This is a genomic window from Myxococcales bacterium (assembly GCA_016703425.1).
In the GTDB taxonomy this organism is placed as follows: Bacteria; Myxococcota_A; Polyangia; order Polyangiales; family Polyangiaceae; genus JADJCA01.
The window spans coordinates 648,373-663,179 of the sequence record JADJCA010000001.1 but is presented as its reverse complement, the minus strand read 5'-3'; the positions used below and the strand labels follow the sequence as shown (position 1 = coordinate 663,179).

At 68.8% G+C, this 14,807-nt stretch carries 10 protein-coding genes; 5 read left to right on the top strand and 5 right to left on the bottom strand.

The window, feature by feature from the left end; translation table 11 throughout:
* Nucleotides 1–7 precede the first annotated feature (7 nt).
* Nucleotides 8–1,672, bottom strand: a complete 1,665-nt coding sequence (locus tag IPG50_02795; protein MBK6691125.1) for a bifunctional metallophosphatase/5'-nucleotidase — start codon at nt 1,670–1,672, stop codon at nt 8–10.
* A 98-nt stretch (nt 1,673–1,770) separates the two neighbouring features.
* Here IPG50_02795 and IPG50_02790 point away from each other — a divergent pair, with 98 nt between their 5' ends.
* From IPG50_02790 to IPG50_02780, 3 genes are all read left to right on the top strand, one after another.
* The gene (locus IPG50_02790; GenBank protein MBK6691124.1) at nt 1,771–2,199 is read left to right on the top strand and encodes a hypothetical protein; all 429 of its coding nucleotides are present in this window, start codon (nt 1,771–1,773) and stop codon (nt 2,197–2,199) included.
* Nucleotides 2,200–2,299: 100 nt separating this feature from the next.
* A complete protein-coding gene (locus tag IPG50_02785; protein MBK6691123.1) occupies nt 2,300–4,993 on the top strand; it encodes a hypothetical protein in 2,694 nt (897 codons plus the stop codon).
* A gap of 180 nt (nt 4,994–5,173) precedes the next feature.
* Nucleotides 5,174–7,531 carry a HAMP domain-containing protein gene (locus IPG50_02780; protein MBK6691122.1) on the top strand — a complete coding sequence of 786 codons (2,358 nt, stop codon included), beginning with the start codon at nt 5,174–5,176 and terminating at the stop codon, nt 7,529–7,531.
* A gap of 45 nt (nt 7,532–7,576) precedes the next feature.
* On the opposite strand, the gene IPG50_02775 is transcribed toward IPG50_02780, so the two are convergent.
* Together IPG50_02775 and IPG50_02770 are read right to left on the bottom strand one after the other, a co-directional pair.
* Nucleotides 7,577–8,509, bottom strand: a complete 933-nt coding sequence (locus tag IPG50_02775; protein ID MBK6691121.1) for a tetratricopeptide repeat protein — start codon at nt 8,507–8,509, stop codon at nt 7,577–7,579.
* 146 nt (nt 8,510–8,655) lie between these two features.
* The gene (locus IPG50_02770; protein ID MBK6691120.1) at nt 8,656–10,068 is read right to left on the bottom strand and encodes a protein kinase; all 1,413 of its coding nucleotides are present in this window, start codon (nt 10,066–10,068) and stop codon (nt 8,656–8,658) included.
* A 143-nt stretch (nt 10,069–10,211) separates the two neighbouring features.
* Here IPG50_02770 and IPG50_02765 point away from each other — a divergent pair, with 143 nt between their 5' ends.
* Together IPG50_02765 and IPG50_02760 are read left to right on the top strand one after the other, a co-directional pair.
* Nucleotides 10,212–11,153: a DUF3105 domain-containing protein gene (locus tag IPG50_02765; GenBank protein ID MBK6691119.1), complete on the top strand. Its 942-nt coding sequence runs from the start codon at nt 10,212–10,214 to the stop codon at nt 11,151–11,153.
* A 79-nt stretch (nt 11,154–11,232) separates the two neighbouring features.
* Nucleotides 11,233–12,657, top strand: a complete 1,425-nt coding sequence (locus IPG50_02760; protein MBK6691118.1) for a VWA domain-containing protein — start codon at nt 11,233–11,235, stop codon at nt 12,655–12,657.
* A gap of 30 nt (nt 12,658–12,687) precedes the next feature.
* On the opposite strand, the gene IPG50_02755 is transcribed toward IPG50_02760, so the two are convergent.
* Together IPG50_02755 and IPG50_02750 are read right to left on the bottom strand one after the other, a co-directional pair.
* Nucleotides 12,688–13,263, bottom strand: a complete 576-nt coding sequence (locus IPG50_02755) for a hypothetical protein (protein MBK6691117.1) — start codon at nt 13,261–13,263, stop codon at nt 12,688–12,690.
* Between the two features lie 68 nt (nt 13,264–13,331).
* Entirely contained in the window at nt 13,332–14,777 is a 1,446-nt protein-coding gene (locus tag IPG50_02750; GenBank protein MBK6691116.1) for a hypothetical protein, read from the bottom strand.
* Nucleotides 14,778–14,807 lie beyond the last annotated feature (30 nt).

Here is a 14,807-nt window from a genome sequence, read left to right as displayed (position 1 = left end):
CAGGGACCTACTCGTCACCGGCGTCGACAGCGGGCTCGCGTTCGACGCGCTTGGTGACGGGCACCGCGACCACCGGGTGAGCGCGAAAGTAGGCCTCGAGGGCCTCTAGATCCTCGGCGCCAACGACACGTTCCTTGCTCCGCCGAAAGGCCGGCACAGTCTCGGCCATGAAGGAGTTCACGGTGACGCTGACGCGGTCTGACGCGTGGACCGGCGAGCCGTCGACCAGGAGCTCCCGCAGCCGCCGGCCAGCAATTCGTATGCGCACGTTGGACGACGACTGAGGAATGGTTCCGCGTCGCAGCTCGTCCTCCAGCACGTCGATGAGCTCGCCGCCGCTCACCGCCAACGTCACCAGCACGTTGCCGAACGGTTGCGCCGCGAAGGCCTCCCCATAGGTGACCAGCCCGTCGACGGGCTCGCCTCTGCTGCGCGCGAAGGTGAGGTCGGTCCGAAGTCCGCCCACGTTGGTCAGGGCGAGCTGCGCTCCGGCTTTTCGCGTCGCCTCCAGGTGCGCGTCGGCGACGACGGTGCCGAGGGTGGCTTCACCGGTGCCGCTCGCGGACGCGCGGAGCGTCCCCGCGATGTGCCCGACGACGCGGTCTTCCTTCGGGGCCGCGAGCCGGCTCGCGTGGTCGACGATGGCCCCGACGACGGGATCGGGCGCGAGGTCGTGGGTCACCGCGTGGTTGTGCGCGGTCGCTTCCACAACGTCCTTCGTGCGGCGATCGAGCACGAGGTTCACCTCGGTGATGACGCGGCCGAAGGAGAGCGCGCTCGTGACAGGACGGCCTCCGACGCGGCAATTGTAGAGTGCATGGGTGTGACCCGTGATGAAGACATCAACGGCGGGGTCGGCCTTCTCGGCGATGGCCACGACGGGCCCGTGGAGGTCGCGGCAATCGTTCAGGCCACCGCCCTTCACGAGCCCACCTTCGTGCAGCAAGACGACGATGGCCGCCACGCCCTGCTTCGTGAGCTCCGGGATGAGGGCCCGGACGGTGCGCACCTCGTCGCGAAACAGGAGCCCCTTCACGCCGCCGGGGGCCGCGACGCGCGGCGTGCCTTCGAGCGGCATCCCGACGAACGCGACGGGGATGCCCTCAAAAGTGCGGAGCACGTAGGCCGGTAGAACGCGTCGCCCCGTCGCTTCGTCTTCGACGTTGGCAGCAACAAAGTCGAAGCGGGCACCGTCGAAGGTGGGATGGAGCGCGCAACCGTCCTTCGGATGGCACCCACCGCGCCGCAGCCGGAGGACCTCGCTCAGCCCTTCGTCGAGCTCGTGGTTCCCGAGACCGAGGATGGAGAGCTTCATGGCGTTCATCGCCAAGATCGTTGGCTCGTCATGGAAGAGCGCCGACGTCAGCGGGCTACCGCCCACGAGATCACCGGCCGCCACGACGACGGTGTTGGGCTGTTCGGCCCCGAGCCTCTTCAGGTGAGCCGCGACGTAGGCCGCTCCACCGACGGGCCCGGCGACCCCGGGCACGCGGCCGTCGGGCGGCTTCAGGTGCCCGTGAAAATCGTTGAACGCGAGCACCCGGACCGTGACTGTCGGCGAGGGCGTCGCCTTGGCAGCGGGGCTCGGCGCGGCGCCAGGGCCTAACGTCGCGTCGGGCGGCCTTGCGCACGAGAGCAGGCCCGCGATCAGAAGCCGCCCGAGGCGCGTCATGCGCCAAGTCTTCACGACGGGCCCGCTCTGGGGCCATTGGAAGGGGCGATCGCGAAGACACGAGACGGGCCGCTCCAAATCGCGGTAATCTCCTGCGCATGGCTCTGCGTTCTGGTGGAAGCGCGTTGTGGGCGCCGGTCCTCGACGGCCTGAAGCGTATGAAGGCGAGCTGGCCCGCTCGCGGGTTCAGCTGGGACTCGCGCCTGATTTGCCTCACGTCCTCTTTTCACATGGATCACGCCGCGAAGGCGAAGGCCGCGACGCTGGACGCGCTCCCGCAAGAGTGGACCGCGTCGACGCTCGGGAGCGCCCCGCCTCGCGTTCGGGAGTTCGTGGAACGAACGGGCGGGCTCCGCGCTGGGCAATTCGCCTTCGCCACAGCCCCGGCCGGGGGTCTCATCGCTTTTGGGCTTTGGTGGCCCTGGAACGACAACGACACCATCTCGTTTCGCGTGGGGTTTCTCGACGTTGACCCAAACGAAGAGCCCTACCCGACCGTGCGCGATCTTTTCGGCGTGACGCTTTAAGCGCGGGCTCGACCAGCGTCTCCCCTACATTGGCGTCGGACCGGCCGAACTTCGCCAGCCGGCTCATTCCCGGGCAAGATAAGGGGCAGTCCAGGCCACCGTGATCGACCCCTCCGCAGTTCCCCAATTCGACGGCCCTCGTGTCGTCGGCGGCCACCGCCTGTTGGAGCGCGTGGAGGTGCGCGAAGTGGGAACGCTTCACCTCGCGCAACGCGAGGGCGCCCCGGTCCTCCTTTGGTGGGTCGACACGGCGTCTCTGCCCGAGGTCGCGGTCACCTGGCTCGACGTCGTGCGGGGCCTCGCCGCGGTGAAGGGGCCCTCCGTCTTGGCGCCGCGCGAGTGGGGCGCCGACGGGAGTCTCCGTTGGATGAGCTTCGCCGCTTTCGCGAGCGAGCCGCTGACCCTCGTCTTTCGGACGCTCGCCCAAGCGCGGACCCCGATGCCGTGGGAGCTTGCGTGCTTCGTTGTCGCCGAAGCCGCAGAAGGCTTGGAGGCTCTTCACGAGTGCCACGATGGCGCTCGGTCGCCCTGGCCGCTCCACGGTGCGGTCTCGGGGCTCACGTTCTCCGTCACCTTCGACGGCCGCGTGTTGCTGTTCGACCCGGGCCGCCTCTTCCCCGTGCAAGAGGCGTCGTTCGAAGCGCTCTCGTATTCGGCGCCGGAACGCGTTTGGAGCGAGCCCGCCGATCGTCGCGCCGACGTTTTCGCGCTTGGCGCGTTGGCTTGGGAGCTCTGTTCGGGCCGCCGCTTGTTTCGTGGCCGCGATGACGATGAGACGCGCGCCCTGCTTGAGGCCCACGTGGTGCCCGCCATCGCTCCGAAGCTTCGTGCGCCCCATTCGCTCGACGCGGTGCTCGGACGCGCTCTCGCGCGAGGGGCCCAGGACCGCTTCGCGACGGCGGGGGAGCTTGCTCAAGCGCTGCGCGCGCTGGCTGGCGCCGTGGCGCGCGGGGACCTCGCGAAGTTCATGGGCGAACGCTTTGGCGGGCGCGAGCGCGAGCACCGGGCCCGCGTACTCGCGGCGTCCGAGGCCACGGAAATCCGCATTGGCATGACGCAGGCGGTCGCCCTCGACGCCCGAAATGACGAGGCGACCCGCAACCATGCGTCATCGATCCCCGCGAGCGCGACCAACGTGACGAACGTCACGAGAGAGGATGTGACGCTCCCTCGCGCGGAAGGCCCGATGCGGCCGCGGCTCGACTCGGCGACGCAGACGCTCGTCACCGATGAAGAGACGCTCACGCGCGCCAACCAGCCTGCCGACGATGACTTCGAGCAAAAGACGCTGCCACGTATCTCCGGGAGCCAGCTGCTCGCGGCCGTGCCCGTGCAGCCGGTGGACGAGAGCGAGGAGGTCTTGCTGCTCGAGGCGACGCCGCCCAGCGACGAAGAACTCACGAGAGGCACCGTGGACGAGCCAACGCGAAAGCGTGACCTCGACGATACGTCGGAGACGCCCCTCCAGGCCACGCGAGCGCGCGTCCTTGAACGACGTGAGGAGCTGACGACCACGCCGACGCGCGTCAGGCCAGAGCCCCGGCGTGCCGGCAGCGCGCCCGCGCTCGAAGCGCCGCCGCGGCCCGTCCGTCCCGCGTCGGTGCCCGCGATGCGAGTTCGACCGGCCCCCGAGCTCGCCGTCGCACGGCCCGGCCCCGTTCCGGCGCCCCCGCGGCCCGTCCCGCGGACGCCGCCCCCTCCGCCGCCCCCTCCTCCTCCCGCCCCGCCAGCGCAGCTCGCGCAGGCGCCCGCTCAGGCGTTCCCCCCTGCGCCTCCGTTTGTGCCCGCCACGTCGACCTCCGAGAGCGTCGCCTTTGGTCCCGTGATTCCGCAGGCGAGCACCGTCCTCGACGAGCCGCGCGAGAAGGTCATCGTCGAGAGCCGCGGCGGCTTTCCCCCGGTGGCGCCAGCTGCGGCGATCGCATCCCAGCCCTCGGCGCCACCCGCGCCCGTGATCGCGTACGCGCCGGAGCCGGCCATGGCGGTCGCCAGTCTGCCCGCGAGCGCCCCGCCGCCGGCCATCATGCTCCCCCGCGACCCGCAGATGCAAGCGATGCAGCGCGCATTGGTCGCTCGCGACGCGACGCGCGAGCCCGACCGGCGCATCGCGGTGCCCGTGGTTGCGGTCGCACTCTTCGTCGCCGTGGCCGTCGCCATCGGCATTCCGCTTCTCGCTCGTAGGCCCGCTCGTGTCGTCGCTGCGCCGGTGGTGCCCGCCTCGACCACGGGGCCGAGCGCGAGCGCGCCCATCACGTCAGGCACGACCGCCGGACCGGTCGCGTCAGCGCCCGCGCCGTCGTCGCCCGCGCCGCCGGCGCCCGTCACGACGGGCGTCGTCGGGCTTGTACCGGCCCCGCCGCCGCTCAATCCCCTCGCTTTGCCCGACAGCCGCGCGGGCGTGCGCACCGCGCAGCCGCCGCCGCGTGTTGCCACGCCTCCCCAGCCGGCGCCCGCTCCGCGCCCGCGCCGGGACCCGCCGGTGCGGCGGCCCGAGCCGGAACCGCCCACGATTCCGCGAGAGTTGCCGGTGGAGCGCGATCCGCCGCCGCCGGCGCGCGATCGAGACCCGCCGCGCGGTGGTACGGGCTTGCTCACCGTCATCTGCAATCCGGCGTGCGATGAGGTCCTCGACGGCTCGCGCTCGCTGGGCCCCTCCCCGGTCTTTAAGGTCTCCGTCTCCGCGGGCTCGCATCGCCTGACGCTCCGCATCTCGGACCCGCCCGTCGAGAAGGTCGTCAGCGTGACCGTCGCGCCCGACGAGACGACCGTCTTGACCCAGCCGATGCCGAAGTGACCTTGGCACCGGGGTGCGAGATCGTAGGAACTACCGGCAATCTCAGCCGCTGCCGAACTTGACAGGACCCTAGCAATGAGTGGACCTTGGGGCCCGTCTGCGTGACGTTTGCGCAGCGCTGTGCCGCTCATCGCCGGCGCCCCCCTCATAGGTCGGGGCGAATCAGACCAAGGGCTCACGATGGCAGATCAAAAGGTCGCTCCGTTCGACTTCGCGCGCGTAGGCATCCGCATCAAGGTCGTCGGCCTCGCCGGCGTGGTCTTGGCGGCACTCCTTGTGATGACCTTCGTCGTCCTGGTGGTAGCGCAGACCAAGCAATACGACGAGCAAGTGGAGCAGCGCGTCGTGGCCGCCAACGCCACCTTGACGAACGCCATCGCCCAGCGCGCGCAAGCCGCCGAAGCGCTAGCCGCGTCGGTCGGTGAGAACCCGGACATCGTTGAAGCGTTTGCGACCGCCGTTTCGGAGCTGGGACCGACCTACGACGAGCACTTTCAAAAGCAAAAGGCAGACAAGAAGGCCTCGTCGTTCAAGGACACCAACGCCGACGCGCAGAAGCTCGTCGAGGCGAACGCCTCGCTCCTCAAGATTCGCAACACGCTCGGGCCTATCAACGCTCGCCAGAAGGAGCCCTACGACGTCGAGCAGTTCCAGATGCACCTGCCACCGGCTCGCTCCTTCTTTCGCGCTCACACGTCGAAGCTCGACGGCGGCAATTGGTCTCTTGGAACCACCGGCGACGACCTCTCGGCGTTCCGCTTCACGGTTCTGTCAGCCAATGGCGCGTGGAAGGCCGGCGAGAGTCCGAAGCCGGTGCGCGGCCTCGAGCTGGGTCGCGGCGGCGTCGGCATCCGCGGCATCGTTCCGATTTTCAACAAAGGCAAGCACCTCGGGTCCGTTGAGTACGGCCTCGGCTTCGACAAGATCGTGAAGTCCGTCGCGCAGATCACGGGCGCGAACATCACCGTTTACGTCTCCGAGGCGATGACCAAAGAGATCGAGTGGGACATCGTCAAGGGCAAGTCCAAAGAGGACGTCATCAAAGCCAAGGGGCAGTTCCTCCTGTCGGCCACCGACAGCCGCTTCGCCAAGGAGCTCAAGGGCGCGGCCATCTACGAGCCCGAGACGGCGAAGGACAAGAAGATCGACGGCACCAGAGCCCTCGGGTTTACGGCCCTCGACGTGGGGAACAAGGCTTGGCGAAGCGGCGCCTTCCCGATGGTCGACTTTGCCGGACGACAGCTCGGCACCATCGTCGTTTCCGTGGATGAGACGGCCGGGCTCGCGGCCGCGTCCTCGTCGCGCAACACGACGCTCGCGGTAATCGCCCTCGGCGCAATCCTCCTGCTCGTCGGTCTCGATACGCTTGCGAGGACCTACGTCGTGCGACCCCTCGAGGCGGTGAACTCCACGATGGCGCGCGTCGCCGACCGTGACTTCGGCGCCCGCTGCCCGGTCTACTACGAGGACGAGCTTGGTGTCGCCGCCCGGCGAATCAATCAAACGCTCGACGAGGTCTTGCAGCTGCTCCAGAGCGACGAAGAGCGGAAGCTACTGCAGAGCAACATCGAGGACATGCTCATGGCGGTCTCGCGCGCGGCCGAAGGCGACTTTACCGCGAAGGTTCCCGTCACGCAGGGCGCGCTCGGCAACGTCGCCGACGCCATTAACCTGATGTTCGAAAACATCGCCTCCATCATCAACACGATTCGCGACTCCGCGACGCGCGTCACCACGGCGGCGACCGACATTCAGGCAAGCTCCGAGCGCCTCGTTCAGGGAACGCGGCGCCAGGAGACCGAGCTCACGCGAACCGCTTCTACGGTCCAGGAGATGGCGCGCCGCATCCAGGACATCGCTGGCGGTGCCGGCACGACCGCCCAGTCTGCTGAGTCGTCTCGCGAGCGCGCCCAGGTGGGCCGCGAACAGGTGAAGCTGGTCGTCGAGGGCATGGAGTCGATCCGAACGAGCGTCTTGTCGACGCAACAGCAGGTCAAGACCCTCGGCGCCCGCTCGCAAGAGGTCAGCCAGATCGTCGACTCGCTCACGAGCATCTCGGCGCTCACGCACATGCTGGCGCTCAACGCGGCCATCGAAGCGGCGCGCGCGGGCGAGCACGGCAAGGGCTTCGCCGTCGTCGCCGAGGAAGTCCGTCGCCTCGCCGAGAGCAGCAACCAGGCGGCGCGCGAGATTCAGATCGTCGTCCAGAACGCCCTCAGCGAGACGGCCCAGACCGTCCGAGCCATGGACAAGACCGCCGCCGACGTGGAGTCGCAGGTGACCGTCGCGTACGCCGCCGACTCGGCGCTCGAGGCCATTCTGGACCTCTCGAAGAAGTCGGCCGAGCTCGTCCAAGGCATCAACCGCAGCGCCCAGCAGCAGCTCGCCGGCGCCACCGAGGCGCGGTCGGCGATGGACAACGTGAGCGAGGTCGCCCGCCAGGCCGCGCAAGGCGTCGAGGCCACGCGGCAGACGACTCAGGGCCTCGTGGGTCTTGCTGATCAGCTCAAGAAGAGCGTCGAGCAGTTCCGCACCTGATGGCCCGCCGCGCGCCGACGCGCGGGCAGCAGCACGGGCGGCAGCTTAGAAGCGGCCTGTGCAGCCGGCGCTGAAGCCACCGGCGGCGAGCGGTCCGACTCCGCACGCCGCCGTCGAGGCCGGTCGTGGCGGTGCCGTGAAGTAGAGAATGCCACCGGAGATCGCGAGCGCCGCGCCGGCAGCGTAGCCAACGATCGCGACCGTTTGCCAAGTCCGCGCCGATGAGATTCGCTCCTGACAGGCGGGCGGTTGGCGAGCCGACTGTTCACCAGGACAGAGGGCGTCGCTGTTGTAGTCGCTCACGAACGACGCGCGTACGAGCTGCGCCGCCACGCCGGCTCCGACGACCACCGCCGACGTGCCCAGCAAGGCGAGACCCACGGTGCGCTGAGCCGACGAATATGGGGCGGCCCCCGGGGACCGCGGCGCGTCGAGCTCGCCGGGCGCCAACGGGGCGAGGTCGAAGGTCTCTCGCGCTACGCCGCCTCCCGGGACGATGACGGTTCGCGACGCCGAGTGGAACCCGACCTTCTTCAGGCTGACGCTTCGCGTGCCGGACTCGACGCGGAACGTGGTGCCTTGCGGCTTCAGCGTCCCGATGACGTTGCCGTCGAGCGCCACTTCGACGTCGGTCTGATTGGACACGATCTCGAGAGAGCCGACGCGCCCGCGCACGACCTCGAGGGCCCGCGCGAGCGGCTCCTTGTAGCGCTGCACCCAGACGTCTTCGGTTTCCGCGAGAGCCGCCGAGAGGTCCTCCTCAGCCTTCAACCAAATGCCCAACGCTTGCTCGCACAAGCCCATTTGAGCTCGGGCGCGCGGGCTCGGAGCCTGCGCGAACGCACGGCGAAACAGCTGGAGTGCCTCTTGGTCTCGCCCGAGCTGCCGCAGGGCGACACCCTGCCCGATCAGCGTCTCGGCCTCTCCCTCGTCGGCGCGGCTGATGGGGGTCAACAGCAACAGGCTCGCGGCGAGCATGGCCGGTAGAGCCCTTGCGCGGACATGACCACGTGCGCGATCACGTGACTGGGTACGGGAAGGTCTCCGGCTGCCCATCGATCGACCGGAGCGTACCTGAATCCTCGCGTTCAACGCGCCTGTTGCGCAAGGGGGCGGCGACACCCTTAGGGCAGGATGGGTGCGCCGTTGGCCGTCGTGCGGAAAGCGTCGCCGGGTGGCGGCGCCGCCGCCGAGGGGGCCGCAGGGGCCTCGCTAGGCTTGGGCTCGGGCTTGGGGCGGCCCACCTTGGCCGGACGCTTCCGCGCGGGGTCTTCCGGTAGGTCAGCGACCGGCGTCGTTTTCTCGTGGGCCGGGGCGGCCACTGGGGGGACTGAGGCTGGGCCTGCGGCGGGGACCAAGACCGTTTCGACGATGCTCGCCCCGCCCGCGCCGGTCAGTGTGGCGATCTGGTTGCGAGGCGCTTCCGCGCTCGGCGCCGGGGATGAGCGCGTCATGAATGCGGCAGCGCCGAGGGCGCCGGCCACCGCGAGGCCAATGGCAAGCCCGCGATAAAACCCGCGGCGCCGCGCGGGCGGTTCGGCGAGCTTGTCCCAGGTCGAGTGGGTGCTCGCGGCCGGCGGAGGCGTCAGCGGGAAGAAGCTCTTCTTATCGATCGCGTCGGCGGTCTCCGCGAGGGAGCGCCAGGTTCGATCGGTGAGGCCGCGCTCCGCTCCGGCGGAGAAGGGCTCCAGGGCCTCCGCGAGCGCCGCCACCGACCCGAAGCGGTGCGCCGGATCCTTCTCGAGGCAGCGGAGCACGATGGCCGCGACCGCGTCGGGGATCTCGCCGCGCACCTCGCGGGGCGCACGTGGCGCCGCCGTGACCACCTTGAGGCAAAGCTCCGTGATCGACTCGCCGTCGAAGGGGACGCTGCCGGTGAGGAGCTCGTAGAGGATGATCCCGAGCGACCAGATGTCGCTGCGCACGTCGACGTTGCGCGACGCCTTCATCTGCTCCGGCGCCATGTACAAGGGCGACCCGAGGATGACCGCGGAATCGGTCAGCGACATGTCCGCGCCGCCGATCGATTTCGAGATGCCGAAGTCGAGGACCTTGATGCGAGGGCTGCCGTTGATGCGGCGAGTCACGAAGAGATTTTGCGGCTTCAGATCGCGGTGCACGATGCCGAGCGCGTGAGCCTCGACGATGCCCTCGCACGCCTGGACGACGAACTCGACGGCCTCGGCGATGCGAAGGCGCCCTGCCTCGCGGGCGTAGCTCGCGAGGTCAACGCCCTCCAAGAGCTCCATCACCGCGTAGGGCTCGCCGGTCGGCAGCGTATCGACGTCGAACACGCGCGCGACGTGGTCGCTCTTCAGCCGTACGGTGGCGCGCGCCTCGCGGAGGAATCGCGCGACGGCCTGGTCATTGGAGAGGACCTGCGCGTGGAGGAACTTCAGCGCGACCCGCTGATCGAGCTGCACGTGACGCGCCGCGGCAATGACGCCCATCCCGCCGCTGCCGATGATGCTCTCGATGGCGTATTTGCCACCCACCAATTCGCCGATCGCCACCGGCAATTTCGGTTCAATCGGCATCGCTCGGGACGCTAGCACGCAAAATTGTTCTGTCACTGACGAGCCAGCGGATTCACGATGGAAGTAACCTACTGATAACGCCAGACTATTTAGTATTCATTTCGCCCTGGCCGAAGCACTGAACTATGCTATCCGATACCGCTATGCGCACACTGTGCTCTTTTGTCGGACTTGCGTTGGTTTCAAGCGCGATCGCGTGCAGCGGCAGCGCTGCGGAAGAAGCCGAGGACAGTGGTGAGTTCGGGGAGGTCGCGTCGTCGGAGCTCCGGAGCCGCTCGCTCCTGATTCCCTCTGGCGGAAGCAAGGCCTTCACCTTCTCCGTCGCCAATGCGGGGCCCGTAGCACTCACCGTGGATTGCGCGGCCCCGGCGAACCCGGACGCGCTCGGCAATGTGTTCTCGGTCGACGCGCCGGCGCTCCACCTCCCAGCGAACGAAGGGCCCAAGGCCGCTTACTTCGCGTGGTCGGGAGACGTTGAGGCCGGCACGCACACGGTCACGCTGAACAGCGTGCAGGGCGGAGGCCGCTGCGCCGTCAAGGTCGGTCGTCGCGCTTCCGGCGCTTGCACGGCGCACAAGACGTCCCGCTCGCCCAACATGAACCACACGCACTTTGCGGTGGGCCAAGACACGTCGAGCGACTGGGAACCGTTCCCCGCGTCGGGCAATCACTGGGGCGCGTGGGCGACCTGGAACAAGGCCTACAGCACGCCGGTGAAGCGTGCCTTCGCGCTCCACAACATGGAGCATGGTGGTTCGGTGCTCTCGTACAAGTGTGCATCGCCGACCGAGAGCCCGGACTGCCAGGCCGCGGAGCAGAAGCTGAAGGACCTCGTCTCGTCGACGAACCTCACCCGGTACCTCATCACGCCTGACCCGGATCAGCCGGAGATGTTCGCGGTTCGCACGTGGCGCATGGCGCACACGTCCTCGTGTTTCGATCGCGATGCGGCCGCCGCGTTCCTAGACGCAAACATGCGCCGCGGCCGCGAAGACATCGACGCCGATCCGCCCCTTCCCTTCGACCCGACCACGACGGAGGTGCCCTGCCAGAATTTGATGGCAGCACCGGACTCGTGCTTCTGATCCCCTAGGACCCGAGGCGACTGGCACGAGCGTCACAAAGGGCTATGCTCCCGGCCCTTTTGCTGACAAACGAGGCCTCATGCGCATCGCTCGTCTCCTCTCGCTAGCCGTCCCCCTCTCCGCGGTCTTCGTGGCCTGCGGTGAGTCATCGCCGGACGCGCCGGCGCTCACGCTGCTGCCCGACGGCGGCACCGTTCGACGCGATGGCTCCACGACCGGGACCGGCGAAGGGCCCGATCCGTTTGGACCCGGTGGCGACGGCGGCACCGTGATCGGTGGTGGCGAGCTCCCCAACCAATGCGCGGCCGACATGCAGGAGGCCCAGCAACTCCCGCTGGACCTCTACATGATGGTCGACAGCTCGGGCTCGATGGCCGACAAGACGGCCGGCGGAACGACGAAGTGGGCCGACGTGCAAACGGCGCTAAAGGCGTTCGTCGACGACCCGGCGTCCGCCGGCCTCGGGGTGGGGCTCGAGTTCTTCCCGAGCTTGGTCGCCGGTGTTCCTGAAGATTGCGAGACGGACTCCGCGTGCACGCCAGCGGGCGGCTCCTGCTGGTACCGCCGCGCGTGCAAGAGCAAGAGCTCAACGCAATTCGTGTTTTGCGCGACCGATGCGGATTGCGGCGCCGTTGCGGGCGATTGCCAGGACCTCGGCGTGTGTCTGGGGCTCATCGCGAGCGGCGGCGGCTGCTTCAGCGACAACGATTGCCTCGTGCTGTCCACATGTTCGAAGCCGGTGAAGGGCTACTGCAAGAACCGCGACTCGTGCGCCGTCGCCGACTACGCATCGCCGTCGGCCGCCATCGGCACGCTGCCGGGTGCGGCTGGCAACCTGAAGTCGCTCCTCACAGCGCGTGGCGTCTCGGGGCTAACCCCGACGGGCCCCGCGCTCGAAGGGGCGATCAAGGGCGCGAAGGACCACAAGGCAGCGAATCCGACGCACAGCGTAGCGGTCGTTCTCGCCACCGACGGCTTTCCGACCGAGTGCTCCGTCACGGACATTCCGAGCATCGCGAACACGGCCGGTGCGGGCTTTGGCGCGGGCATCAAGACCTTCGTGATCGGGGTCTTCACCAAGGACGAGGAAGCGCAGGCGAAGACGAACCTCAACCAGATCGCCGCGAAGGGCGGCTCGGGTGCAGCGTTCGTTATCAACACGGGGCAAAACGTCAGCCAAGCGTTCGTGCAAGCGCTCAACACGATTCGCGGAGCCGCGCTTCCGTGCGACTACAAGCTGCCGGTCCCGGCGAGCGGCAAGCCTGACTACTCGAAGGTCAACGTGCAGTACACGAGCGGGACGGGCCAGAAGACCACCATCTTCTACGTCGCCGACGCCGCGTCATGCGATCCGACCTCAGGCGGCTGGTACTACGACACGAAGCCGCCCGCGGGCACCCCCACCAAGGTCATCGTTTGCCCCAAGACCTGCGAGGGCTTCAAGGCGGACCCCAAAGCCAAGGTGGACATCGTTCAAGGCTGCGAGACCGTCACGGTGAAGTGACGGCCGCGGGCACGAACGAGGCCTCGAGCGCTATAGGCCGAGCGCGGCGCTCCGGACGACGCTCTTGTCGGGCCGGAGCGCGTAGAGGCGGACGTAGACCCCCGGCTGCAGGATGCCGGTGGACGCGACATAGAGCGTCAAGCGATGCGTTCCCGCCCCCAGCGGCTCGATGGAGCCGTCGGGCCGGTTGACGAGCTTGTCGCCCTCCCAAACGCCCACGCCGGCCGTCAACATGCCCGCACGGACCGTCAACGGAAAGTCCTTCGGAATCTGATCGACGCCGGTCACCGAGTCGGCTTGGTACTCGCCGTTGGGTTCGCCGGCGGCGTTCGTGGAAGCGAGGAATACCGCCGTCACGGGGCCGTCGATCTCCGCGGTGAACGCGTGATCGGGCGACCCATCGGGCTTGAGCGCACCGTCGCTGCCGCCGACCTTGTCGGCCTTAAGGGAGTCCGCGCCGACCTTGAATGCGCGAATCGCGCCGTCCGGTGAGGTGGCCTGCGAGGTGGCCGGCCCGGGGACCGGGGCCTTAGCGCCCGGGGTCTCGCTTGCCTGACCCCCACACGCCGAAAGTCCAACCAGGAGGACGAGTGCCAAAGGCCGCATAACGGGTCTTCTCTTTCTGGAGGGCGTCGAATCGGGCGCTCAACCGCCCGCGACGATACCAGATGCCCTCACCAGGGGAACCACTCGCGAGGCATCGTCTGCCACGCCGTGGGGCGACGCGGATCGCCCTCGGGCACCACGAGCGAGCCCACGAACTCCGCGTGTTCGTACACGCTCCCGATCGAGCGGGTGATGGCGTCGAGGTCGACGTCGCTGACAACGCCGTTGCTCGTCGCCTTGTAGAACTGGACCGTGATGCGCACGGGGAAGCTCGGGTCGCGCTCGAGCCGCGTGCCCCGGCCTTCGCGGTACGGGCCCAGGTTCGGGCCGTGACCCAGGACGGCCTGCTCCACGTCGCTCCTCGCGGGGGCAGCCGCCATGGCCTCGGCCATCGGAGCCGCTGCGGCCTTGGGCGCGGCCGGCGCCCCTTTCTTCGGGCCGCCGAACCCTCCGGAGCCCGCTGCGTCGGCCGGAAGCGCGCCGCCGAGGCGGCCGCGGTGAGCGTGACGCAACGGCACTTGCACGAGGAAGAGCACGTCGGCGCCCTTCGCCAAGGCCGAGCGATCGTCCTCCGTCCGCGCTCCGCCCTTCGCCTCGATGCGGGCCTTCACGTCCGCGCGGCGCTCGGCGGTGAAGGCGCTTCGCTGTCCCTTGTTGTTGAAATAGAGCTCCTGCCCCGAGCCGACGGCCGAGCTCGCGTCTTCGCGGCGGTTCTCGATGACCGAGACGCTCGTGCCCTCGCGCGTCACGAGCAACGTGAGCACGGCCGGTGAGCCCGGGGCCGACTGGTAGTTGAACAACACGGGGTTGAACTCGGCCTTGCCTTGCTGCGGGATCGGCAAGAAGACCGCTTGCGCGCTCACGAGGAAGTGCGTGTCGCGAGCCGCGAGGAGGTTGCTGTTCCCGCCGAGCGAGCCAAGGTCGGTCGCGAACGCGCGGATGTCGCGGAGGACGTCGGCAAGCGGAACGGAGCGCAGCGGCTGGCCCGCGCGCTCGTTGCCGACGCGCACGAAGAACTTGTCGGCGGGCACATCGCCGGTGCGGTCAACGAAGTTGGGGGGACGAATGACGGGCATGAGGTTCGACACGAAGGAGCCATTGGGCTCGCGCCGACGAACCTGCAGCGTCAGGTCCGAGATGTTGGGACCCGCCGACGAGCCTTGCGCGCGCCCCGTGTCCTCCCACATGACGTTGACGAGGCCCAGCCGCTGCCGTTGCACGCGCGCGACGAGCTCGCGATCGGTCACCATGTTGGCGACCTTGTCGACGACCCTGGCGTATTCCAGCGAGGACGGGCGGTCGAGGATCCCCCATTGGCCACCCTCTTCACCGGTCACCATCGGAGGCGGCCCCTTGAGTCCCGGCTCGCCGGGGCCCGCCACAGGCGCGGGCTCGGCACCACCCGTCGCGACCGGCGCGGGGTTCGTCGTCGACGGATCCTTCACGACGGGGACCGTCTCCGAGTTGCAGGCCTGCGTAGCGAGGAGACCAACGAAGAGCCAAGCGCGTTTCATGAAAACCTTTCGGCTCGCGATCGGTGCGAG

Bases quoted from the DNA above. Each gene is read 5' to 3' on its own strand.
- IPG50_02795 (MBK6691125.1), bottom strand. From the start codon at position 1,672: ATGACGCGCCTCGGGCGGCTTCTGATCGCGGGCCTGCTCTCGTGCGCA.
- IPG50_02790 (MBK6691124.1), top strand. From the start codon at position 1,771: ATGGCTCTGCGTTCTGGTGGAAGCGCGTTGTGGGCGCCGGTCCTCGAC.
- IPG50_02780 (MBK6691122.1), top strand. From the start codon at position 5,174: ATGGCAGATCAAAAGGTCGCTCCGTTCGACTTCGCGCGCGTAGGCATC.
- IPG50_02775 (MBK6691121.1), bottom strand. From the start codon at position 8,509: ATGCTCGCCGCGAGCCTGTTGCTGTTGACCCCCATCAGCCGCGCCGAC.
- IPG50_02770 (MBK6691120.1), bottom strand. From the start codon at position 10,068: ATGCCGATTGAACCGAAATTGCCGGTGGCGATCGGCGAATTGGTGGGT.
- IPG50_02765 (MBK6691119.1), top strand. From the start codon at position 10,212: ATGCGCACACTGTGCTCTTTTGTCGGACTTGCGTTGGTTTCAAGCGCG.
- IPG50_02760 (MBK6691118.1), top strand. From the start codon at position 11,233: ATGCGCATCGCTCGTCTCCTCTCGCTAGCCGTCCCCCTCTCCGCGGTC.
- IPG50_02755 (MBK6691117.1), bottom strand. From the start codon at position 13,263: ATGCGGCCTTTGGCACTCGTCCTCCTGGTTGGACTTTCGGCGTGTGGG.
- IPG50_02750 (MBK6691116.1), bottom strand. From the start codon at position 14,777: ATGAAACGCGCTTGGCTCTTCGTTGGTCTCCTCGCTACGCAGGCCTGC.